The 23032-nt window shown below is 58.9% G+C and carries 22 protein-coding genes; 11 read left to right on the top strand and 11 right to left on the bottom strand.

The genetic code is table 11. The features are described 5' to 3' along the window. The first annotated feature begins 57 nt into the window (after positions 1–57). Positions 58–648, top strand: a complete 591-nt coding sequence (locus AC07O3_RS33395) for a hypothetical protein (RefSeq protein WP_495341405.1) — start codon at positions 58–60, stop codon at positions 646–648. A 31-nt stretch (positions 649–679) separates the two neighbouring features. Beyond that, positions 680–1804 (top strand): hypothetical protein, encoded by a 1125-nt coding sequence (locus AC07O3_RS33390; protein WP_495341404.1) that lies wholly within the window; start codon positions 680–682, stop codon positions 1802–1804. On the opposite strand, the gene AC07O3_RS33385 is transcribed toward AC07O3_RS33390, so the two are convergent. The 3 genes from AC07O3_RS33385 to AC07O3_RS33375 are packed head-to-tail and all read right to left on the bottom strand — an operon-like array spanning position 1784 to position 3974. Then, a complete protein-coding gene (locus AC07O3_RS33385; RefSeq protein ID WP_495341403.1) occupies positions 1784–2284 on the bottom strand; it encodes a PIN domain-containing protein in 501 nt (166 codons plus the stop codon). The two genes, AC07O3_RS33390 and AC07O3_RS33385, sit on opposite strands and share 21 nt — an antisense overlap. Continuing rightward, positions 2281–3402: an ImmA/IrrE family metallo-endopeptidase gene (locus AC07O3_RS33380; RefSeq protein ID WP_495341402.1), complete on the bottom strand. Its 1122-nt coding sequence runs from the start codon at positions 3400–3402 to the stop codon at positions 2281–2283. Before AC07O3_RS33380 ends, AC07O3_RS33385 begins: the two co-directional genes overlap by 4 nt. Further along, a complete protein-coding gene (locus AC07O3_RS33375; RefSeq protein WP_495341401.1) occupies positions 3399–3974 on the bottom strand; it encodes a hypothetical protein in 576 nt (191 codons plus the stop codon). The genes AC07O3_RS33380 and AC07O3_RS33375 overlap by 4 nt, the downstream gene beginning before the upstream one ends. 265 nt (positions 3975–4239) lie before the next feature. Here AC07O3_RS33375 and AC07O3_RS33370 point away from each other — a divergent pair, with 265 nt between their 5' ends. The 6 genes from AC07O3_RS33370 to AC07O3_RS33345 all read left to right on the top strand — a co-directional run bounded on the left by AC07O3_RS33370 (position 4240) and on the right by AC07O3_RS33345 (position 8991). Then, positions 4240–5568 carry a phosphoribosyltransferase-like protein gene (locus AC07O3_RS33370; protein ID WP_495341400.1) on the top strand — a complete coding sequence of 443 codons (1329 nt, stop codon included), beginning with the start codon at positions 4240–4242 and terminating at the stop codon, positions 5566–5568. A gap of 183 nt (positions 5569–5751) precedes the next feature. Then, the gene (locus AC07O3_RS33365; RefSeq protein WP_495341399.1) at positions 5752–6903 is read left to right on the top strand and encodes a reverse transcriptase family protein; all 1152 of its coding nucleotides are present in this window, start codon (positions 5752–5754) and stop codon (positions 6901–6903) included. Between the two features lie 36 nt (positions 6904–6939). Then, complete coding sequence (locus AC07O3_RS33360) at positions 6940–7377, top strand: helix-turn-helix domain-containing protein (protein WP_495341398.1); 438 nt, start codon at positions 6940–6942, stop codon at positions 7375–7377. Between the two features lie 100 nt (positions 7378–7477). Then, entirely contained in the window at positions 7478–8131 is a 654-nt protein-coding gene (locus AC07O3_RS33355; RefSeq protein ID WP_495341397.1) for a hypothetical protein, read from the top strand. 12 nt (positions 8132–8143) lie between these two features. Next, complete coding sequence (locus AC07O3_RS33350; protein WP_495341396.1) at positions 8144–8419, top strand: hypothetical protein; 276 nt, start codon at positions 8144–8146, stop codon at positions 8417–8419. 20 nt (positions 8420–8439) lie between these two features. After that, positions 8440–8991, top strand: a complete 552-nt coding sequence (locus AC07O3_RS33345) for a hypothetical protein (RefSeq protein WP_495341395.1) — start codon at positions 8440–8442, stop codon at positions 8989–8991. A gap of 52 nt (positions 8992–9043) precedes the next feature. Here AC07O3_RS33345 and AC07O3_RS33340 read toward each other — a convergent pair whose 3' ends face one another. From AC07O3_RS33340 to AC07O3_RS33310, 7 genes are all read right to left on the bottom strand, one after another. Next, entirely contained in the window at positions 9044–9592 is a 549-nt protein-coding gene (locus AC07O3_RS33340) for a hypothetical protein (RefSeq protein WP_495341394.1), read from the bottom strand. Between the two features lie 145 nt (positions 9593–9737). Next, positions 9738–10607 carry a phage Gp37/Gp68 family protein gene (locus AC07O3_RS33335; protein WP_495341393.1) on the bottom strand — a complete coding sequence of 290 codons (870 nt, stop codon included), beginning with the start codon at positions 10605–10607 and terminating at the stop codon, positions 9738–9740. Positions 10608–10742: 135 nt separating this feature from the next. Beyond that, positions 10743–11867: a phage/plasmid replication protein, II/X family gene (locus tag AC07O3_RS33330; protein WP_495341392.1), complete on the bottom strand. Its 1125-nt coding sequence runs from the start codon at positions 11865–11867 to the stop codon at positions 10743–10745. A 404-nt stretch (positions 11868–12271) separates the two neighbouring features. Continuing rightward, entirely contained in the window at positions 12272–13561 is a 1290-nt protein-coding gene (locus AC07O3_RS33325) for a hypothetical protein (protein WP_495341391.1), read from the bottom strand. A 209-nt stretch (positions 13562–13770) separates the two neighbouring features. Beyond that, on the bottom strand, positions 13771–14166 hold the full coding sequence (locus AC07O3_RS33320; protein ID WP_495341390.1) for a helix-turn-helix transcriptional regulator: 396 nt from the start codon (positions 14164–14166) through the stop codon (positions 13771–13773). Between the two features lie 219 nt (positions 14167–14385). Continuing rightward, a complete protein-coding gene (locus AC07O3_RS33315) occupies positions 14386–15378 on the bottom strand; it encodes a hypothetical protein (protein ID WP_478180334.1) in 993 nt (330 codons plus the stop codon). Beyond that, positions 15375–16622 carry a tyrosine-type recombinase/integrase gene (locus tag AC07O3_RS33310; protein ID WP_495341389.1) on the bottom strand — a complete coding sequence of 416 codons (1248 nt, stop codon included), beginning with the start codon at positions 16620–16622 and terminating at the stop codon, positions 15375–15377. Before AC07O3_RS33310 ends, AC07O3_RS33315 begins: the two co-directional genes overlap by 4 nt. A 439-nt stretch (positions 16623–17061) precedes the next feature. Between AC07O3_RS33310 and AC07O3_RS33305 the strand changes: the two genes are divergently transcribed. Genes AC07O3_RS33305 through AC07O3_RS33295 form a run of 3 tightly spaced genes read left to right on the top strand, consistent with a single transcriptional unit; the run spans position 17062 to position 21299 of the window. After that, the gene (locus tag AC07O3_RS33305) at positions 17062–19455 is read left to right on the top strand and encodes a DNA polymerase II (protein WP_495341388.1); all 2394 of its coding nucleotides are present in this window, start codon (positions 17062–17064) and stop codon (positions 19453–19455) included. Between the two features lie 9 nt (positions 19456–19464). After that, complete coding sequence (locus tag AC07O3_RS33300) at positions 19465–20541, top strand: ABC transporter ATP-binding protein (RefSeq protein ID WP_495341387.1); 1077 nt, start codon at positions 19465–19467, stop codon at positions 20539–20541. Beyond that, positions 20538–21299, top strand: coding sequence for an ABC transporter permease (locus AC07O3_RS33295; RefSeq protein WP_093059616.1), 762 nt, complete (start codon positions 20538–20540; stop codon positions 21297–21299). The genes AC07O3_RS33300 and AC07O3_RS33295 overlap by 4 nt, the downstream gene beginning before the upstream one ends. Here AC07O3_RS33295 and AC07O3_RS33290 read toward each other — a convergent pair whose 3' ends face one another. Continuing rightward, complete coding sequence (locus AC07O3_RS33290; protein WP_495341386.1) at positions 21300–23006, bottom strand: tannase/feruloyl esterase family alpha/beta hydrolase; 1707 nt, start codon at positions 23004–23006, stop codon at positions 21300–21302. Between the last annotated feature and the right edge of the window lie 26 nt (positions 23007–23032).

Below are 23032 nucleotides of genomic sequence, written 5' to 3'. Positions count from 1 at the left end.
GGTACACGGACAGTAACCAGCCAGTGCTATGAATCAACGACGCGAGGAGAGCTAACAATGGACGTTCTAGTCACCACGCTGGTCGCCGCTGCTGTAGGTGGTGCGATTGGATATTTCCTTGCGAGCCGTCGCATGGAAATCCCCAAGCCGGACGCGGACGCGCAAGTCAATATGACGACAACGGTCGACACGGCGGCACCGTCTGACGTGGCGAGCAACGTCATTGCCAAATGCGAAGATAGGTGGGATGACTACAAGTCGGATTGCAGTGGGTTCGCAAAAGCCGTTGCGAGCGACTTGGGCATCTCGCTATCAGGCCAAGCTGATGACATCGTCGACCAGATCAGCGGCAGTGGCTGGACGGTACTGAAGGCGAGCGGATCGAAAACCGCGGCCGTCCTCGCCAAAGAGCGGGCGGACGCCGGCAAGTTCGTGGTCGCTGCCATGAAAGGTAAGGACCACAATCCGGCACGGAACAACGGACACGTCGCCATAGTCGTGAGCGGTGGGCTCGATGGTTCGGGCAGGTATCCACATGCCTATTGGGGCTCGCTGGGCGGCGTCGGCCGCAAGAACGAGACGATCAACTATTCCTGGAATTCTGCGGACCGCGATCGAGTCACGTATAGCTGGAAAGAGATCCCTTAGTCGAGACAAAAATTGCGTTGTAGAGGAGGCTATGCCAGGGAGTTTCCTGATCGTTCCTACTATGAAATGTGAAATTGTTTCTGTTGGTCGCCGCCGTGATGGAGGGACGCGTTATTGGTGCCTTACTCACCATGCAAATGCGACTGCGAAGTACGGAACGCCGGCTGAGAATTGCGTAGCAGCAGGGGATCTTCCCATTGCTCCAGAAGACACTTTAGATCTCGATTTCAAGCGGTTTCCTGGCGGAGTAGCGCTATGGGGATCGGTACCTGCCGTCTACGACACGACTGTTCAGCCGACGGATCGCGGCATTCACGTTCATGCACGTCGGAAGAGGGATGGTGATAAAGCGATTGATCGGACCTATCGCAAGCTGCGCATTCCAGTTGCGAAAGATCTGCTTTCTGATGGCTGGGCAGAGGTGGATGAGATCGATGCGATCAACTTCATGGTTTCAGGTGTGTTCGGCTTTGAAACTATTTCGGTTAACTGCACCTATTGCGGCTTCGCGCACCTGGACCGTGATTGGTTCTCGGTACACGCGCACAGACGACATCAGTGTCACGGATGCGGTAGGCAGTTTTCTGATTCGGCGGCAGGTGTCGGAAATCCTTTGGCAGCGATACGCCATTTGCTTCGAGCGCGGCCATCAAAAAACGTCATTGCTCCGCGGAAAAAATCCATACGGCAACGCGACTATCCCGGCGGGTTACAGATTTGGGGATCCAATCCAGCCATTGTCTGGACCTCGCATCTACCAGAGGAGACGGGGATTCATCTTCACGGATTCACGTCGTCTGAACAAGAGATGCCAGAGCTCGACGACACCTTTGCAGAAGTAAACATAGACGGAGTAAAGCTTGATGCAAATCAAGTACGGCTCTACATGGCTCAATCGGCTATGCCTCATCTTGAGGGGCGAGTAGTCGACTTGTTCTGTCGCTCCTGCGGCGAGCCTCATTTTGATCAGGGTGAGCACGCTTTTACCCCCCATATTAATCATGAGTGTCATGCGTGTGGAGCGCAGTTCGTCGCGACAACGAAAATGAAAAAGGTGATTGGCAATCCATTTGTGGGCGTGAGATTGCACTTGGCATCCACAGCGGCTGGACCGCTGCGAAACGACACGCTGGGGCTACGGCCCGAGACTATCTGAACCGAGATCTCCGGCAGCGAGTTTGGGTAAGTATCCGCCGCGGCTCCGCATCAGTTCGTAGGCACTGTAAGCGTCTTTTTTTGTGAGCGCGCACGCAGCAACAGCTGCTCGCAGCAATCCCACCGTACCGGATAAATTCGTGCTGCCTAATTCGCGCAGAATTGTTTTGCGGGCCGCGCCGTCGTCGCATGCGACTGAGCATCCTATGGCCTTTGCTGCCAAGATGCATTCCGTCTCCCCAGCGCCGAGACCCCATGTCTCGAGAGCATCTTGAAACGCGTCTGCATCGATCGCTGTGTCATCCACCAGTTCGATATCGCCGCGTCTGATGGCGGCCTGAATGGCACGCGCTACCGTGCGTGATTCTTTGAGAACAACGGCGCTGACTCTGAAAGTGCAGCCTGGAAGCACCAATACTTGAGCGAGTACTTCGCCGTTGGCGAGATTAATGAGAGTTGATGCGTCGAGTACGACGATCACACACTGATTTCCGCGTTGGCGACCACAAGCGTCGATATCGGGACGTTTAGTAACTCAGCTGCTTTGCCGAGCGACAGATTCCCGCTGCGGACTTTTTCGGCGGCCGAGCGCACGAGTGCAGGTGAAGTCTCAATAGGAAGATCTGGGCGTGGCGGGATGTCAATGCTGGCGGCAAACTTTTCTGGATTCTTAAAGTCGTCCTCAATGCGCTGGTAGAACGCTCGGGAGCCGCTCTGTTGCAAAAGATTCAATGCCTCGAAGCGTCGAGCTGCAACTTCGAAACTTACGTGAAACAAATGAGCGATCCATGCAATCTCGATAGCGCCGAGTGGTTGCTGTGAGATTCCGAGTTGTTGGCGTACCGCCCGAAGCGCGCTGAGCACCCCATGCTCTGGCAGCAGAAGCTCGGAGGCAAAAGCATCGGCAAATTTTTCTTCAGCACGCTTTGGGGCGAGAGCCCAGTCTCCTTCCCTGTCCAGATGGGCGTACCCTTTGGAGCGATCTTCGTGATGTGCGACCAGGTGGCCGAGCTCGTGCCCAATCGTGAAGAGCATCCTTGGCTTAAACGTGCGAGCGCCGATGATCACCAAGGCATAGCCGTCTACGATCGCCGATACGCCTTCGACGCTTGAATCGCGTGAGAACAAGATGAGAATCCCCATTCTTTCGACAATCTGCGAAAGGTGAGGGAGAGGCTCGAGGTCGTCAACCTGACAGAAGGTCTTCCGAAACCGCGCGGCAAAGGCAGGAGCAGCATCAGAGGTGGGCTTCAAGTCTCTAAAAAGGTCGAGCCATCCCAAGTTTGATGGCAGACCGCGCGCCAACGTGAGCGCATCTCTTACTTGGGCTGCGAGCACATCGATGTGTGATGCGACCTCTGCAGCCTCTCTTTGCTCCAGCGTATGGCGAAAGAGCAATCGCACCGGTTCTGCTGGCGCGCGCTCCATCAAGCTTGAGACGGGGACTTGCAATGCTCTGGCGATCCCGCGCATTTCTCCGAGACTCGCTTTGCCGCCGCGTGCGACCTGCTGAAACCGTTCGATAGTCATGCCAGCCTTCTTGGCTGCGACTTCTATGGAAAGGTTCTTGCTCGCCATATGGGCGGCGATATTACTCACGCACGTGCCTCTCGTTTGATATCTTCCAAAGCACGACGCAGTCGATCGGCCTGGGCGTCGGAAAGTTTTCGACTTCGTCCCATTACTTCTTGGATGCGCGAGCCGGCGCGCTCAAAGAGCTCGGAAAGGATGCCGACTGAATGCTCGCGGCCCAGCTCCACTTCCCTGGGCGTTTCAAGGACCACGGGGTTGGTTCCAATCACGTAGTTTTTGATGCGGTTCTCGAAGTTGGAGTGCCTATCCCTTGGATGCTGCGTTCCGTCCGGCAGCGCGATGATGTTCCCGCTCTTACTAGGGCCATCGAATTTCAAGGCGTTTTCCGGGCGGCGGCGTAGCGCCTCCAGTTGATCGTCGAGCTTCTCGTCGATCTGCATCCCGCCGATGACGTATTGCTGATAGATGCGCCCGCGGCTCCCGCTGACTACGAAAATGTGATCACCTGGCCTCACCATTCTCCGAAGATCTGGTCGACACGTGCCCATCGTCGGTTTCGAAGAACTGAGCATTGGATCCACCAAGGCAAGACCGGCTCCAGGATCGGAGCCAGGCGAGACGAAGATGTAGCTTGGCATGCGGCCTCCTTCATCAGGAAGGCTGTATTTTTAAACAGTATTGGCTTTCTTGCAAGAGCGCTTCACCGGCGGGGGCCTGCCTCTCGGAAGCATACCTCCGCTCTGGCCGCGGGCGAGGCCACTTTCAAGCGAGTTAGAAGCTTTCCGGGTCGACTCGGGTTCAGTCGCTGCGTCCCAACCAGGTCCTCGAACTAGGAGACGTTTTCTAGTGGCAACCCAATTCGGACACCAATTCCAGCTGTGGCTGGGGCACACTCGCAACGATATGATCACCGATGGCGAAAGAGAGAAACTTTGGCTTTCTCAGTTCAAGCCTGGAGATGAGCGCGCTTTGGCGAAGAAGCTGTTATCGAAGCTTATGCTTGTTAGCTACAGTGACTTGTCTCGTCAACTGGTGTCAGAAATCGGCAGCTATGCAAAAAGAGAGGCGATCGGAGTTTTCATTGAGCGGGAGATCGCGCACAGATGGGTTGTGAGCAAGTGGAGTGTCCCCGTCTGGTCCATGAAGCCTGTGCGGCGAATGCAAGGATTCAGGCCCATTTCAAAGCGTTCTCTCGTTCCCCTCCGAATGTATCGGGAGGAAGTTCTCAAGGTTGCCCGCAGGCGACCGCCTAGGTTGCGGGCGGTTGGTGCTGCGTTGCCTATCGTCCAGTCGAGGCGCCTCGATCGGCAGACGGTGGGGAGTGAGGGCGTGCTAGCCACCATCGCGTCTGTAGCCGCCAAGAGCGCGCAGAACGTGCACATGCAGCCAGCGGCCAGTGTCATTCGAAGCAAGAGGATCAAGCGCTTTGTCGTCCTAACTGATTTCATCGGATCAGGCACGCGCCTGAACACGGTGCTGGACTCGCTTTGGCGAGTCAGATCAGTGAGAAGCTGGTGTTCCGGTGGACAGTTGCGGATCTCGGTGTTGGCTTACAGCGGAACTCGGCAAGGCATCACATTTGTCGAAGAGCATCCCAGTAATCCCGACGTGCGGGCTCTCGTTCAGTGTCCTACGATCTACACGTCATTCACCGGGGCCACGTTGGACGCGGTCAGCAACCTTTGTCTACTTCATGCTCCTGCCGGCTCCTCGCCGCTGGGTTTTAAGGACACCGGGGCTCTCATCGCTTTCGAGCACTCTTGCCCCAACAACGTCCCGGCCATCCTTACAGAATCCAGCACCAGCCGCCGTCGTCCTTGGCATCCATTGTTCCCAGCGAGGTCGACAAGCGAAGTTTTTGGGCAATCCGGGCATTTGTCGCGCCGGGAGCGGGACAACCTGGCTCTCGAAGCCTTGGATCTGGCCCCAATCATCCAGAAGTCAGCATTCACGCGAGCTAACGAAGAAGACCGCAACGTGATTCTGCTGCTGGGCGCCGCGTACAGAGGGCATCGCAGCGTTGACGAGATCGCCACGACCACGCTTCTGGAGTTGCCGGAGATCGCTGCTGCCATTGCCAGGGCCTCCGCGAGCGGCTATCTGGGAGACGCGCTACGCCCGAGCGAGGCGGGACTCGGATTGCTTCGCGTGTTGAATCGAGAGCGCAGACGCAAGCCGCCAATACTCGATAAACCTCTGTACTATCCGAAGTCGCTGAGGGACCCGGTGTAGAGATCTAGTGTCCCCTGGCTTCCACCAGGGGGGCGGGTTTGAGCAATCGAGCCTGTGGAACGCGGATTCCCGCGCTTTTTCGGATGAACTGACGCTTTACTGGAGGTGCAGTGCCACCACCACACGCCGCGCAGCCTTGCGGCTCAGGTGGCACTGCTCCGCCAGAGGCGGATTCAAAGGTAGATGACTTCCTGGGACTCTCAGCACTATCTTTCGCAAGGGCGCGCAGCGGGCATCGACGAAACGATCCTCTTGCGTGCCGAGCAGACCGCCAACCGTACGCTAGCCGTCAACCCGGACGCGACCGTCATTCTGTCGTTGGGACACTTCGCGCACATGAGCGATGTCCCCTACGACTATCTTCGAAGGGTCGCGCAAAGGGAAAAGGAGTTTGAGCCCTACCGTGTTTTCAGCCTTGAGAGAAATGAAGAGGGGTGCAACCGAGTCCCGCGGACCATCTACGCGCCGGAGCCACTGCTGCTGCGCGCACAACGCTGGATCCACAGCAACGTCTTGGCCAAGGCAGATGTACACGATGCGAGCACGGCGTATGGCAAGGACTGTAGTGTTGTGGAGGCGGCGCGCCGCCACTGCGAGGCAACGTGGCTCATCAAGCTGGATGTCTCGAATTTCTTTGAGTCGATCCTCGAGCCGAAAATCTACTCGGTGTTTCGACGTCTTGGATACCAACCTCTCGTCGCATTCGAACTCACTCGGCTATGCACTTGGTTGCGATCCAAAGGCAACATAGCGAGGCGACGGGGTACAGCCGTCCCAGGACCGTATATTCATCCTTCCATCGGTCATCTACCGCAGGGCGCACCCACCAGCCCCATGCTGGCCAACTTGGTGGCCTTTGATCTCGATGAGGAAATTGCCCGTCTTGCCAAGTCCGAGGGCCTGCGTTATACGCGCTACGCTGACGACATCACGTTGTCTTTTATCGGCGAGGGCTTCAGTCGGGAAAAGGCCAGCGCCGTGATCGGCCAGTGCCACACGCTCATGAAGGCCAGATCACTTTGGCCAAACCGCACCAAGACCCGTGTCATTCCCCCAGGGGTACGCAAAATCGTTCTCGGGCTGCTGGTAGATGGCGAGCGCCCCGCACTGACTCGGGAGTTCCGCTCTCGAATGCGTCAGCACCTTTACTACCTAGAAACGCTTGGTCCGTCGGCCCATGCGGCCAATCGAGGCTTTGACTCTGTCATCGGCTTGCAAAATCATCTGTTCGGCTTGGCCGCATACGCACTTGGGGTTGACAAAGGTTGGGGGCGGGAGGTAATGAGTCGACTCAGAGCGCTACCGTGGCCGACTTTTTTTGAAATGCCTGCATAGACTCCTGCCATTCTCGTGAGTGGGCACAATGCAGCCATGCCAAATATCGCATCCATTCTGAAAGCCGAAATCTCCCGCGTCGCACGCAAGGAAGTTCGCGCAGAGATCGAGACCATTAAGAAAGCTTCCGTACTTCACCGTTCCTCTATTGCGGCTTTGCGCCGGCAGGTGAGTGAGTTGGAAAAGGAACTACGGCGTGTGACCAAGGGTTCGGTGCGTAGCCGCCCTGCGGGCGCTCCCGAGGCACCTGAGTCAGGGCTGGCGCGTCGATTTAGCGCGACCCGCTTGGCTGCGCATCGCAAGAAACTGGGGCTCTCTGCCGCAGCGTACGGGCAGCTTGCCAGCGTGTCCGGTCAGACGATCTACAACTGGGAGCAGGGCAAGGGGCGCCCAAAGCCTGAGCAGCTTCAGAGCCTTGCGTCTGTGCGAGCTTTGGGTAAGCGAGAAGTGGCTGAATTGTTGAGCGCGAAGTAGGGGGCGTAACCGATGCCGTGCGCGCACGGCAAGCCAACTCACCACGGCTGCCGAAACGACTGCAGCTGTAACTGTGCAGTACGACTCGCGAAGGAGAGTTATGGATTCAGGAAACGTGTCGGCAATCATCGCCGCATGCGCCGGCATCGGTGGCGTCCTCTTGGGCAACTCGTTCCTCACGATCAAGGAAGTCATCGCTAGTCACTTCAAACGGAAGAAGGACGCAGAATACCTCGCCATCATCGTCGTGTCGCATCTGGATCGATTCGCGACCGGATGCCTGCAGGTGGCCTATGACGATGGGACAGAGGAAGGTCGGCCCGCTGGGAGCAATGGCTCGTACTGGGCACCAACGACTAAACCACCCACCCTTGAGCCTTTAGATATCAAAGTCGAGTGGAAATCACTCCCGCGTGATCTGATGTACGCCGTGCTGCAAATTCCAGATAAGCAAGAGCACCTGTCACACGAACTTTCGGGCGTCTACGAGTTTGACGACTTCCCAGAGTACGCAGAATACTTCCGCGCTCGCCGGCATGGGTACGCCGAACTCGGGTTAGAGGTTTCAGAAGTCGCCAGAAAGCTGCGGAAGCATGCCCGCATGCCCATTGAGAAACTTGCACCTGGTGTATGGAACCGGGAAATAGCTTTACGCGAAGCCATGGACAAGATCATCGAAGAACGCGCCGCATACAAGAAGCGCGTCGATGAGCATCAGAAGGCGCAAGCTGCGCTATCGGCAATTCCAACTTGACAAGGACTGGAAATGGACCAGAACGAACTGACGGTTGGCGAACTGAAGGAGCGGCTCAGCCTTTATCCTGACAACACCAAGATTCTGATCAGCGGTGGGCTCGCGTTCTATCGATTTAAGAACTGGGGTGACGACGCAGTCGTGCTCGAATTCAATGAACCACAGGGCTATCTTTCCGAGGTCTTCAAGCGGCGAAACCCGAACGTGAAGGTCGTCTTTATCGACACGGCCGCAGCGGACATGGAGGAGAACGGGATCGTGGGATCAATTGACGTGAATGTGCGCTAGGCGCTGCGACCCGAGCGGAGGTGGCCGCTCATCTGGTGGGCAACCTCGGTGTGAGCAATGTGGCCGTCAGCCATGTCCTCGCCACTTCTTCGGCGCTGTGCAAACTCGACCACGCGATATACGGCGTTGGTGGTCGGCCACTGGCAGCGCAAGCACTGATCGATGCTCGCGCTCGCCGGACCGCTGAGCAACTGGCGCACACGCCTGCGGCCGAGCATGCGGGCAAGGAGATCGATCTTTCTTTGCCGGTGCGGACCACCGTGACGCAATCCGGGTCGAGCGTGGCTGTCAAACGCCGTGTCGTGTATCTGCCGAGCTATCTCGCTGGAAAGATTACAGGCAGGTTCGAGTCTGCCACGCAGGCCGGCGCAGCGATCAGCGTCAAGAGCGGCAACCAGATTCGCATGCTGGCAGAGGTTGCAGGCGACTTGGGCGTAGGGCCGGGGGAGCGCTTTGAGATTGTCTTCGACGTTCAGGGACGTACTTACGAAATCGCAGCCCGAGGACCCTTGGCCTCAGAGTTAGCGCCTCCCGGTGTCGCACGGCAAACGGAGCACGGGGGCGACGAATAGACGCGAAGATCATGCCGATCAGACTGCTCCATCCTTCCTGAGCTGCGTGGCCTTAGCGTGCTGCTTGCTGCAATGGTGCGATCATTTCCGCCCGCACCGTCAGCTCAGAGAGGCATTTGTATGCTTCGCATAAGAGCAGCATCAGCTCGATGGTTGGAGGACCCGACTGAATGCCCGCGAGGAACTCGTCCAATGCCATCAAGATTTCGATCGCAAGTCCCTGAAACTTCAGTTTTTCGCTGGAGCAAAGAAACTCGTTGTGATGCGTCGAGAGAATGGCGGGCCGTTTTCCACATCCCATCTTTCGCAGCGCGCCGACAACGAGATCGAGTTCACTTTCTGACGGCGCGCGCCAGCCCATGTCACCCTTCGAGTCACGTCGCAGAAACTCCACGTTCCAAGGTAGAAGGCGTCCTGCACCCCAAAAGAAATACGGTGCCTCAACTGGGTAGAGGCCGCGGAAGAACAGCGTCGCTACATCGGCAAGTCCCTGTACCTCGCCGAGGATTTCGTGTTCCGAGGAGCCGATTGACGGATTCGTAAAGCGTGGGATCAGGCGGACAAGTTGGCCCGAAGGAGAGATGTGTTTGAAGTGGTTCATGTCGTTGTCTGATCTAAGAAGATGCGGTTGAGAAATCTTGGTGATGAGTCGGAATCGGTCCGCGACCCGGAGCCTTGGTAGACCCGGAGGAGTCATATCAATACGAGAGGAATGCGGCCGAAGATCGCGTCGTCGCTGGTGCTCTTTACACGGCCCGTCCGAGTTCAGGGAATTGCATCCAGGTCTGGCCATTCAACTCGCGGCCTGCAACTTTCTTGCTGACGCGCACCATCTCCTCTGGGCGGCCGTCATACCGCCACATTTCAATCACTTCACGGTTGCCGACGGCCGCTAGGCCGACGTTTTCGACCGGAGCCCAGATGCCCCACTGCTTGAAGAAGAACGGCACGCCGGCTTCCTGGCACTGCGCGAGCAGGTTCTCGGCCCATTCAGGGTTCATGGGGCGGGCGCCGTGCTCGGACTCGCCGCCGCAGATGACCCAGTCGATGCGCACGCCGTTGCGACCAGGCTGCAGGTAGCGACGAATGTCGATGGGTCCAAGCAAAGGCTCGCACGACAGAAAGCGCACGGCCGGAGTGGGAAAGGCTTGGAGGTAGGGGATGCGCTTGTCGGCGCGCTCCTGGTCTTCGACGCTGACGCCAAGCCAGACGTTGCGCGGGAACTGGTAGTCCACCGGGAGCAGCTTTTTGATCGAGTGCGGCCGCTTCGTCAGCAGCAGCCAATCGAGGTTGCGGGTTCCCTTGATCAGGGTGAGGAGCCGCAAGCGGTGGCGAGCGAGGTCGTCGCGCACCTCGAACACGTCTGCCATCGACGCGCAGAAGACGCGTTCGCGTTGGTTCCGAGCCGCCGCCTCGTTGTTCCACACGATGGGCGAGTCCCAGTGTGCATGGCTCATGAAGCGGCGCTTCGCGTGCGGGCCCCAGATTTCTTCAGAGTAGTACCGTTTCGACAGGTTCTCCGCATAGCAGTTGTCACAGCCGGCCGAGACCTTGGTGCAGCCCCACCAGGGGTTGAAGGTGTGGTGGGTCCATTCGATGGGTGAGTTCTTCGACATAGGTTCTTTCATGCAGTAGCGTTGGCCGTGCGCCAACACGGAGCCTTTACAGCTCGGGTCTAGGGGAGAGGGGAGTGCGAGGGGCTCGCGGTCTAGGCCAGGGCAGTCCGCACGATGTGACCGCAAGCGACAACCTCAAATTGTCCAGGGGCGCGACCAGCGAGGGCCGGGGTGCTTGCGTTCAAGCGCCATGTCGCACTGGAAGAACAGCTCGCGGTCTGCCGCGATCTCGGCCGGCACCGGCATGAAGTTCTTCGGCGAGAGGATGTCGCCCAGTTCGACGCGGTCTTCGATCTCTCGCGGGGGAGGGCCATCGATGTTGAGCGAGTGCTCGCGGGCGAGGTAGGTCTTCGCGCGGGAGTACTCCGTCGGGTCCTTCGCCTGAAACTGCTTCATATCGTGGCCGTGTTGCCACAGCAGTGCGAAACGCTGAAACCTAGCGGGAATCGCCATCAGCGCGTCGTGATTCAGCGGCCTACGGATGTCGCGGCGCAGGTCGTATTTGTCGAGCAGGCCGGCGAGCATGTGCGCCAGCACCCCAGACGACAGTTCTGCAGGCGTGGGAAGACGGCCCTCGAACCTGCGTTTAAGCCATTTCAGGCGGTACACGGGTTCGAGACGGATGGTCGCTGCAGCCAAGTCCAGCAAAGCTGCTGTTTGCGGCGTCTCGGGGACTTCCAACTTCCGCTTCTTCTTGAGTTCGGCGTCTTTGTCGTAGGCCTTCAGCGCTGCAAGCTGAGCCTGCTGGTCGAAGTACACCGTCTCGTTGACGTACAGGCTGGTGTTGAGGCCGGCAAGGACGCTGGAGAGCGCAATGCCGTTGATAACTGCGGCACTCGAAAGTCCTGCAGGCTTGCGCAGCAGAACTGGCGTGTCGATGCGCGTCACCTCCATACCGGCGCCTTGCAAGAAATCCTTGGCCCGGTCAGTTTTGAGACCGAGCTGCAGCCCGAGGTTGCAGTCTTTCGCCATTGCGTAAGCCAGCATGGTGACGTTGCCGGACGACACGATGTTGTGACCCTGCCGCAGGAACGCCGGCGAGCCCTCGATCTCGAAGGCCTTACGCGCCTTGTTCGCCTTCACTTTCAGCGACTTCTTGCCGGCGGCCGTTTGCAGGTTGCCCTTGGCCCACTTCTTCTCATCGCCGCCGCCCACCAAGGCGTACTTGTTGGGAAGCCGGGAAGGGTCTACGTTGTGAATGCGCAGGCCGAGTGTGTCGACCATCATGCAGTCGCTGAAGTCGAAGTTGTCGAAATTCATGTCTGTTCCAGTGTTTTCGGGCGCACCGATCCACACCGTGACAACCACGCAGTTTTCGCTGCCGGCGTACACGGTGAAGACAGTGCTACGTGAGAAAGGTCGATCTACCGAACTAGTCGGCTGTATGGCTGGTAAGCCTGCTGGCTGTGCATGGCACAAGCAGCACGGTCTACCGGCGTAGAGGGCGTAATCGGCATGTATCAGCTAGGCCTGCACCAGCTAGGCTGATCAACAGCTAGTACGGTCTACGGCTATGTCGGCTGGGTAGACTGTTCAAGCTGTTGCCACTGGTGGGCTGGTAGGCCTAGTACTGTTTACAAGCTGTACGGTATTACGCTTAGCCCGCCGCTGGTCAGCACATACGATCACTCGCGAGGTCGCATGCGCCTCCCGCGTGCGCCGAATTACGCGTCGGGGGCCTCAGCGGAGCTCGTTTGAGCCGTCGGGAAGGTGGCCGGCCAAGGATCCTCCTTCATGGCAAACGGCGGCAGTTTTTCCAGCAAAGCTGCAACCTTTTCGTCCACGTTGAGTGCCGACAGGCAATGCGGCTGCAACATCTCATCCTCGCTCGGGCGAAAGCGGTTCTCATAGGTGAGAAACTCGCTCAATTCGCTGCTCTTGTTCAGCTTGGCGATGGACCAAGGCACCAAAATGTCGATCTGAACTTTCCCCAACAGTTTCTTGCGGTATTGAAGGAGCGACTCGGTCCCTTCGATCCACTCGTTGTGACGCAGGTTCTTCTCCTTGAAGTAGTCGGCCAAGACTTCGCGCTCACCCTGATCCAGCTTGTTCAGATCAATATCCTCCTCGGAAGTGGGCGTCACGTGGTTGAGGAAAGTGGCGTACCTCGTTGCCTCGAAGGCAATCCAGAACGGATCGTGCGGCAGGTTTTCTTGCGTCCACTTGCGGTAGTCCGTAGGCAGTTGGTAGTTCTGGTTGTCGCCGAAGTGCAAGTTCTTGCCGACATCGACGGTGACCTCGAAGCGGAGAAGGCGACGAGTACTCGCGCGCAGCAGTTCTCGCTGCGAGGGGGTTTCGGATGCAAACCCCGCCGGCTGATCTTCGATGCCTCGCATCAATGAGACGCGCGCTTCTCCGAATTTTTCCTGTGCAGGCAGATGGATGAGGTCCACGGAGAGTGCGTGGCTGGCGTCCTCAGCCATGCGAATGCGGGGCGCAATGACCCTGCCACGACCTTTCGAGCCAGGGTACAGATCACTGCTGTTCAGGCAGACGAGGCCATGCGCAAAGAAGTCGCAGAGGGCCTTGAATGCTTGCGTTTCAGAGGGATAGGGGAAGTAGTACGACGCGGTAATCTCGCGAATTTCGCAGTCATCTGCGGTGATGCCAGAAAGCACGTCGAGAGGCAGGTCCGGCATGAGCTCGTGCAGCCAGGCGCGGAACAGCGCAAGCACGCATTCGAACGGCTTGAAGAAAGTGTTTTCGACAAGCGCAGATTTACAAACGAGCGCCGATTCCATGCGGCCCCTAAGGGTGAAGCTGATATCCTGGGTACCCGACTTCTCGCCGGGCTGATTCACGATGATCTCCATTGGTGCGCGAGTCAGGGGCGTCGGCCAGGTGAACGGCGTGCGACGCATCTTCGAGCCGGGATCGCCGGGCATGATTTGCGAGAGGTGCCGGGCCAACTGTTGCGACGTTGCTCGGTTTGGTTTGATGTCTACGGTAAGCATGTGAGGTCCGTTGGGCGAGTAAAAGGGCAAAGGAAGGTCCCTCCGGGCTGCTGGTGCAGTTCGGATAACGGTTGGTGGTTGCGGCGACTAAAGATTCGGTGATGAACCTTCGACGTGTGCGAGCCGATATCGCAGTGCATTGCGGTGATCGCTCTATGCGAGCTAGCGCTGGACGCGCGCTCGCAGCAGTTCTGTTGTAGGGGGAGTGACTAGCTCATTTCACCTCCCGCGCGAGATGAAGTCGGTGACGGGAGATCGCGCTCGGCGATGCGTTGCGCGATCCAGTCGCAAACTTCACCGTCAACAAAGCGTGCAGCAGCTCGGCGACTCTTGCTGGCGCCGAGTTTTACGGGCTTGGGAAACCGGCCGGCAAGGATTTCGGCATGGATGAACGAAGTCCCCATACCAGTGCGCTCGCAGACCTCTTGAATTGTGATGAGCTTTTGGCGCTGAGCGAAAGCAACGGCTAGTAGCAAGTCGTCGATGATCGCGCCGGAGTTTTGGCGGAGGGTCGCTTCTAACGACGTGCGGCTTTTCGCCAAGCTTTTCTCGTCCGAGTGGCTTGAGGCAAAAACCAGTGTTTCGTTGAAGGCGGTCCGTTCCATCTTTCGTCTCTACCTGCACAAGGGTGTGCGATGGACTCATTGGGCCGCGGCGCTAGTGTCGAAAAATTCGCGTCTCTGAAAAAGTGAACGAATCGGTCGCTTCGATGACGTTTTGGAAAGCTGGTTTCAGAGGGGAAGAACCTCGATGAAAGGCGTTCGGGAGTCGTTCGCTTTTTAGAAGATGCGAAAAAATCACCGCCTGTGATAAGAAGGTTTCAGTTAGCCCCAGCTCCTATTTCTAAGAAGCCGGCGCGCTTTCTCGAAAAGTCCGTCTCCAGGCCGGGCTTTTTTCGATGGTGCGTAGCGACTGCTTCCTGCATCGTTGGGCGATGGCCGCTGTTTGAGTCCGCTGTACCCCTGCTCATATACGAGGTGGTAAGCGCGAGCGATTTGCGCCCCGATCTCCTTGCTGTATTTCTTTGCGAGTTGGCGCTTGCGCTGAGCCTGCTCTTCAATCTCTTCTTCAATCATGCTTGCGCGCTCGCTCGCATCAACGGAGCTAAGCTGCTCTCTCGCTGCTGAGACGATTTTTTCTCGCGACCACGCTGGATAGTGCTCGATCAGGATGAGTCCTTCATGATGGAACTGACTGCCGATTGTTTCGCGCGAAACAGGCGAGGATTGACTCAGCGCATCAATCAATCGAAGGTGGCGTGGAACCTTGCTTGTCCAGACGTCCTTGGATTGCATCTTGTCCGCGGGTGGAGAGGCCGCGGCACGCGCTTCTACAAAAGTTCGGAGAGAGGCAAAAAGGGCGTCCCTTTTTGCACCTGAAGCGCCCAGTGCCTTTAGGTCGAGTGTTAGAAGTAGTTTTCTCTCACCGAGAAACTCACTGCTTGCAATAAGAGGAAATTCGTCTTCTCCTTTGACCGCTTTGCGCTCGACATCCTCATCGACAAACAAGCTCTCTTCGGAAGAGGATGGTTCCCAGAACAGCTTGAATCGTTTTAGTTTCCACGCTTTGCAGACGGCGGCCTCTTTTCTTGTCGAACCTTGCGCCGCCAAGCACTGCTGCTGAAAGATCCGATTCCGACGCAATAACTCCCAACCTAGCTGACTTGCAGACGCTTCTGCGGATGGATATGCAGAGGCATCCCGCCAATCGGGGAACCAGCCCATGTATTTTTTGGGTGGTGGTCCCATTTCGGCTGGATGAAACGAGGCTGGAATTTCCGTTTTTCGATGTTCGGCGGTCGCTTCACGCAGTTTCATTTCGTGGTCTCGGCGGCTGACGTGCAGTGTTTCTCCCAGTCCCGCATCATGGCGAAACGCTTCTCGAACAGGTCGGAGCGAGCGTAGGCTGCGGCGACCCTGTCTGGCAGCTGATGTGCCAAGGCCGCTTCGGCGGTACGGAAGTCGTGCGTCGTTTTCTCGCCGACCCAGTCACGGAAGGTGCTGCGCATGCCGTGCACGGTGATATCGCTGCGTCCCATTCGCCTGAGAAGCGCGGTCATAGTCATGTTCGACATGGGCTTATCCTTTTTCTGACCAGGAAAGATGAACGTCTTGCCGCTGAATGCTTTGACCGTTCGGAGGATGGTCAGCGCGCGGGCGGTCAGCGGGACGCGGTGTTCCTTGCGGGCTTTCATGCGTTCGGCCGGTACAGTCCACAGCTGCGCGGTTTCATCGATCTCGTCCCATTGCGCGCCGGTGATCTCTGAAGTGCGGGCCGCGGTCAGGATGAGGAATTCGAGAGCCCACCGAGCCATTCCTTCTTGAGCGGCCAGTTTTCCCATGAACGCCGGGATATCCACGTGGGGGAGGGCGGAAAAATGCTTGTCCGCACGCTGTTCGGGTGTGGTCTTGGCCAGAAGATGCTCGAGGTGCCCTTTCCAGCGGGCAGGATTCTCGCCAGTACGCAGTTCGTGGGCTGTTGCCCAGTCAATGATCGATTCGATGCGGCCGCGAAGGCGTGACGCCGTTTCGTTCTTGGTCGACCAAATCGGGTTGAGGATGCGCTTCAGGTCGGCTGTCGTGATCTCACCGATGGGGCGCTGGCCAATGATCGGCGATGCGTAGGTCTTGAGCGTGTTCTCCCACTGCTGAATGTGCTTCGGATTCTTCCATTCAGCGCGGTGGTCCTCGATGTATTCGGTGGCGCAATCGTCGAAAGTCTTGCCTTTTGCGCGGGCCAGCTTGGCCGCAGTCTCGGCGGCGCGCTTGTCGGTCAGAGGATCGCGACCCTCGGCAAGCATGCGCCGGCATTCTTCCGCCTTGGCGCGCGCCAGCTTCAAGCTGACTTCGGGGTAGCCGCCAAGCCCCAGGCCAACTGCCTTGCCCAAGCGCATGTAACGGTGCAGCCAGGAGGCGGCGCCGGTCTTGCTGATCTGTAGGGTCAGGCCACCGCCGTCGCCAAGCAGGATGGGCTTGCCTTGTCCGGCGGCAACTGCTTTGCGAGCGGTCTTCAGCGTCGCTTCGATCTTGGTGTCGGATAGTTTATTGATGGGGCCGCGCACGGCTCACCTCCTCGTTGAGCCTGCAAGCATACTGGGCGTCGACTATCGACAACGCTATCGAAAGCGGTGCGGTTTCCGGCGGCGAATGGTGGACATTCACGGCCTTCTTAGATGAGCTAAGCTGTTGTCAGCGTTCGAGAAACGGTCATTGATGGGCAATGACGGGCATTTCTCAAAACGACACACTCTCCGCCAGCAACCCAGTATTCACGCGGGTTTGCGGGCAGGGCGGATACTTTGCCCCTTTTTTGCCCCCTTTTATTGTTGTACTGAGCTGGTTCGTTTTGGACTGCTTTGCACAAGCGTGGTTGACCTCCAGCGGGGCAGAGGACACGGGACGGCCTGGCCCCCGCCTGCGTAGACGGCAATTGGACATGCCCGGGCGAAAATCGGCCACGCCAAGCCCGCTCCCTTGCCCTATCCGATTCGCCAAGCTCTCGTGACGTCCACCGAACTCAAGGGCTTCATCCTCACTCGCCACTGGCGGGATGCTCCCGCCGGCACGGAGATCGAGTACTGGCTGGCAACAGATGCGGGGCCGGTGAAAGTGGTCCTGACCTCCCAGACCTCCGTCGCATTCGTCGCAACCCGGCACAGGGCGGCGGTAGAAGCGCACCTCATGGCCATGCCAGGCCTGCAGATGCGTGAGCTCGAGCTGAAGACTTTTCATCAGGAACCCGTCACCGGTGTCTATGCGAAGCACTTCCGCCAGCTCGGCCGGTTGATGCGTGCTCTCCAGGCACAGGGCATTCCCCTGCTCGAAGCCGATGTGCGCCCGCACGATCGCTACCTGATGGAACGGTTCATCACCGCTGGCGTGCTGGTGGAAGGAGGGCGGGCAGACCGCTCCACCATCGTCGACTGCAAGCTCAAGCCAGCGCCCGAGTTCCGGCCGGTGCTGAAGGTGGTGTCGCTGGACATCGAGACCAGCCAGCACGAAGCGCTCTATTCGATTGCGCTGGACGGTACGCAAGACCGTGTCGTGTTCATGCTGGGCGAGCCGCCACCCGAGCCGAGCGAGCAGTCATCAGGGTCGGGTGGGCCCATGGACTTTTCGCTCATCTATTGCCCGACCCGCAAGGCCATGATCGAGAAGCTCAACGACTGGTTCGAGCGAAACGACCCGGACGTCATCATCGGCTGGAACGTCATCCAGTTCGACCTGCGAGTGCTTCAGAAGACAGCCAACGAGTGTGGGACGCAGCTCCTTCTGGGGCGGGAGCGGCGGCCCATCGAATGGCGCACCCATCCGGGCAAGCAGGGCTACCTGTTCGCGCCCATGCCCGGCCGGGTGATCATCGACGGCATCGACGCCCTCAAGGCCGCCGTGTGGAGCTTTCCCTCCTTCAGCCTGGAGACCGTCTCGCAAACGTTGCTGGGCGAGGGCAAGGCCATCGGCGACGAGTACGACAAGATGGCGGAGATCGAGCGGCGGTACCAGGAAGACAAGCCCGCGCTCGCGCTCTACAACATCCGGGACTGCGAGCTGGTCCTGCGCATCTTCGACAAGGCGAAGCTGCTGCAGTTCGTGATGGAGCGGGCCCAGACCACAGGCCTGCAGGCCGACCACTTCGGTGGCTCCATCGCCGCGTTCAGCCACCACTACCTGCCGCGGATGCATCGCCAGGGCTACGTGGCGCCGAACGTGGGCGAGATTGCGAGCAAGGCCTACCCCGGCGGCTACGTGATGGACTCGAAGCCGGGGTTCTACGACTCCGTCGTGGTGCTGGACTACAAGAGCCTCTACCCCTCGATCATCCGAACCTTTCTTGTCGATCCGGTCGGCTTCATCGAGGGCTCGAACGCTGGCGACGTGACCACACTCGTCAAGGGCCCGCAGGGAACTGTCTTCTCGCGCGAAAAGCACTGCCTGCCGGAAATCGTGACCACGCTCTGGCGCGCCCGGGACGAAGCCAAGCGGACGAAGAACGAGCCGCTGTCCCAGGCCCTGAAGCTGCTCATGAACTCCTTCGCCGGCGTGCTGGGTGCAGCCGACTGCCGTTTCTTCAATCCCAAACTGGTGTCCGCCATCACCCTTCGTGGCCACGAGATGATGAAGCTCACGCGCGAATTCGTGGAAGACCGGGACTACGAGGTCATCTACGGCGACACCGACTCCATCTTCATCTGGCTCAGGCGTACCCACACCAACGAGAACGCGCACGCCGTCGCGACCACCTTGGTGAGAGACATCAACGCGTGGTGGACGAACTCCCTTCGCGAGGAGCACGGCCTGCAGAACTTCCTCGAGATCGAGTTCGACACCCACTACAAGAAGTTCTTCATGCCGACCATTCGCGGCTCGGACGTGGGCAGCAAGAAGCGGTACGCGGGCCTGAGCGTCGACGCCAACGGCAAGGAGGAGATGGTTTACCGCGGTCTCGAGATGGCCCGCAGCGACTGGACCCCGTTGGCGCGCCAGTTCCAGGAGGGCCTGCTTTCGCGCATCTTCCACGACGAGCCTTATAAGGAGTTCGTGACCGACTATGCAGAGGCGCTGCTGGCGGGCAAGATGGACGACCTGCTCATCTACAGGAAGCGCCTGCGCCACCGCCTCGATGCCTACCTGGTCAACGTACCGCCGCAGGTACGCGCGGCAAGGATTGCCGACGATCACAACAGCCGGGTCAACCGACCCAGGCAATATCAGAACGGCGGCTGGATCCGGTATGTCATGACTCGCAGCGGCCCTGAACCCATGGAGATTCGGCAGTCCCGAATCGACTACGAGCACTACCTGACCAGGCAGCTTCAGCCGATTGCCGATGCCATTCTTCAGCCCATTGGAGAAAGCTTCATGGCTTTGACGACGTCACAACGCGGGCTCTTCTAGCGAGATCGAATGGACGTGCTCAAGGCCTCTTCAGCTTTTGAGGCGGCCGGTTGCCACTTCGACTGCGCGCTCCAGGAAGCAGCGAGTGCAGCCTCAGCTCCAGCGCGACCCAAGCGTAAGATTCCGGACTCCCCCTACAGACTCAAGAGAGGTCTCGTGCCTTCAATCGTCTCGGTCAATCAGCTTTCCAAGACTTACGCGTCGGGATTCCAGGCACTCAAGCGTGTCGATCTGGACATCCACCAAGGAGAGATATTCGCGCTGCTCGGCCCCAACGGGGCGGGCAAGACAACGCTGATCAACATCATCTGCGGCATCGTCAACCCGAGCGAAGGCACGGTGCTGGCCGATGGGCACGACATCGTCACCGACTTCCGGGCCGCACGCACGAAGATCGGTCTGGTGCCCCAGGAGCTGGCCACCGACGCCTTCGAAACCGTATGGGGCACGGTGAGCTTCAGCCGCGGCCTGTTCGGCTATCCGCCGAATCCGGCCCATATCGAGAAGGTGCTTCGCGATCTTTCCCTCTGGGACAAGAAGGACTCCAAGATCATGGCGCTTTCGGGCGGCATGAAGCGTCGCGTGATGATCGCCAAGGCCCTGTCGCATGAACCCCGGATTCTTTTTCTCGACGAGCCCACCGCCGGCGTCGACGTGGAGTTGCGGCGCGGCATGTGGGAGATGGTGCGCAAGCTGCGGGAAAGCGGCGTCACCATCATCCTGACCACGCATTACATCGAAGAGGCCGAGGAGATGGCCGACCGCATCGGCGTGATTCGCAAGGGCGAGCTCATCCTGGTGGAGGACAAGGCCGCGCTGATGAAAAAACTCGGCAAGAAGCAATTGACGCTGAGCCTTCGGAACGCGCTGGCTGCCATTCCCGAAGCACTCGTCGGCCGCTACCAGCTCGATCTGGCCGACGACGGCCACTCGCTGATCTATACCTTCGACAAGCAGGGCGACGACAACCAGATCGCCGGCCTTTTGCGCCAGCTCGGCGAGCTCGGCATCGACTTCAAGGACCTGCATTCCTCCGAAAGCTCGCTGGAGGAAATCTTCGTCAGCCTCGTGAGGGGGCAAGCATGAACATGTACGCAATCCGCGCCATCTACCTGTTCGAGATGGCGCGCACGTGGCGCACGCTGATGCAGAGCGTGGCCTCGCCCGTGCTCTCCACGTCGCTCTATTTCGTCGTTTTCGGTTCGGCCATCGGCTCGCGCATGGTGGATGTCGACGGCATCGCCTACGGCGCCTACATCATCCCGGGCCTGGTGATGCTCTCGCTGCTGACGCAGAGCATCGCCAATGCCTCGTTCGGCATCTACTTTCCCAAGTTCTCGGGCACGATCTACGAGGTGCTGTCCGCTCCCGTCTCGTATGTCGAGGTCGTGTGCGGCTACGTCGGTGCGGCGGCGAGCAAGTCGATCATCCTCGGAGTCATCATCTTGATCACCGCCCGGTTGTTCGTGTCGTACGAGATCGCGCACCCGCTGTGGATGGTGGCGTTCCTCGTGCTCACCGCGGTGACGTTCAGCCTGTTCGGCTTCATCATCGGCGTCTGGGCCGACGGCTTCGAAAAGCTGCAGATCATTCCCTTGATGATCGTCACGCCGCTGACCTTCCTGGGTGGGAGCTTCTATTCGATCAACATGCTGCCGCCGTTCTGGCAGAAGGTCTCGCTGTTCAATCCGGTGGTCTACCTGATCAGCGGGTTCCGGTGGAGCTTCTACGGCGTCTCCGACGTGAGCCTGCCGATCAGCATGAGCGTGACGCTGGTTTTCCTGGCGCTGTGCCTGATCGCCGTGCGCTGGATCTTCAAGACCGGGTACAGGCTCAAGGTTTGACTACCGGCATGCGTAGCTGCCAGCGGCAAGAATATCCCCCGACTGGTAGGTCGCCTTCAGCGGATAGACGCAGAACGGCTGGCCTTTGGCGGGCGCAGTAGCTGTCGCCGTGCTTGTCACGTCGACGCGCCCGGGCTCGATTCCCTTTTCTACCCAGTCGGTCAACATCGCGTACTTGAGCGCCTCGCCCGGAACCGGTGGATTGGCGTCGACGTTGACGGTCCCATTCGTTCCGTAGTGACCCATCCCGGGAACGAGGTAGAGCTTGTAGAAAGAATTCACCGCAGCAAAAGTGCCGGCGGGTGGCGACTTCAATGAAGCGTTGAGTTGATTCGCCACGGCGGAGTAGTACTGGAGTAGCCCCTGATGGGGAATCAGATCGTCTGACTGGCCGACAAAGGTAATGAGCTTCCCACCACGCGCTTGAAACGCCGTCAGATCCGGGTTGTCTGTGTTGATGCGGCTGAACTCGGTTTGAAGCGAATTTCCGCGATCGAAAATGCTGCCGAGGTCGGAATAGCTGAGGTTCTTCCAGCCGTCGACCCCGTTCCCCGTGGCATTGAGAAAACTCGGCGTTCCCAACGTGGGGTCCTGCCGAATAAGCGCAACCGTGTCCGTTGCCAGAGTCTGCGGATTCACCGGACCCAGAATCGCGCCGCCGCCAAATGGCGAAGTCGCAAGCGGCGCGCCGCGTGGATAGCCGTACCAAAGGTGCGACCCCGTCAGGCCGACGGCATATCCCGTGTCCGTCGCCGGAGCGGGCACCGATCCGTCCCGCGTCGGTCCGTACCAGACTTTATTGAGGCTCTGTGCTTGCGCACTTGAAATGCAGGTAGTCGGGTCCGTATTGCTGCCCCCGCTGCCAGTGCAAAGCACCTGCGGGTCCTGCTGCGGGTCGTAGGCGCACTGAGAAGGGTCGATCAGGAACCCAAGATGTTTGCCACCGACCAGATCGCATGCGTTGAGCGCAGCAGCAGATACCGCATTGACTTGTGCAACGCTCATGGCGACACCGCCAAGATCGCGCTGCGTGATCAATTGGCCATAGAGCATGGCGGTGTTGAACCTGGTCCAGTTGATGGCCGGCGAGCTGGCAATGATTCCGTCGAAATCGCCGGGATACGCCTGAGCCTGCTTGAGCCCTTGGCGACCTCCCGTCGAACTGCCGTGCCAGTAGGTGTATTTCGCGTCCGATCCGTAGTAGGCCCTGGCGAGCGCCTTGGCCTTTACCGTCATTTCATGAATGCCGCGCTCCGAGAAATCGGACCATCCGACGGTGTTCACTGTTCCATCGGGGTTCATCAGGAAGTCGCCGTTCGACACGGTGTGCCCTGTATCGGTCGTTGCGGATACGGCGCCCTCCACGCCGGCCACGTCCCAGGGGCTGGCGAGTGGACTGAACGAGATCACGCCCGGGGTGGTTTGGGTTCCACCCGCCCAACCGGTGCCGCCGATCAAGTGAATCTTCTTGTTCCAGGCGACCTTGCCAGGCAGCCATATTTCGATCCCGATTCCGGCCGAGGTGGAGGGGGCATCCGAAGGTCCGGTGTGTCCCGGCCCCACGATCAACTTCACCAGGCACAGGTCGCTTTGCGCAATGGGAGTCGTCGGCGTTGCGGTGCCGGAAAGCAGGAGCGGGTCTCCCTTCTTGAATGACTTCGCCAGCAAGACCGAGGTGTTTGCGTCCGGCGCGAAGCCGGTCTTCATCGAGTCGTCGCATTCGAGGCCCTGAG

This window comes from Variovorax sp. GW821-FHT09D05 (genome assembly GCF_059416325.1).
This window is presented reverse-complemented; position numbering and strand designations above follow the sequence as displayed.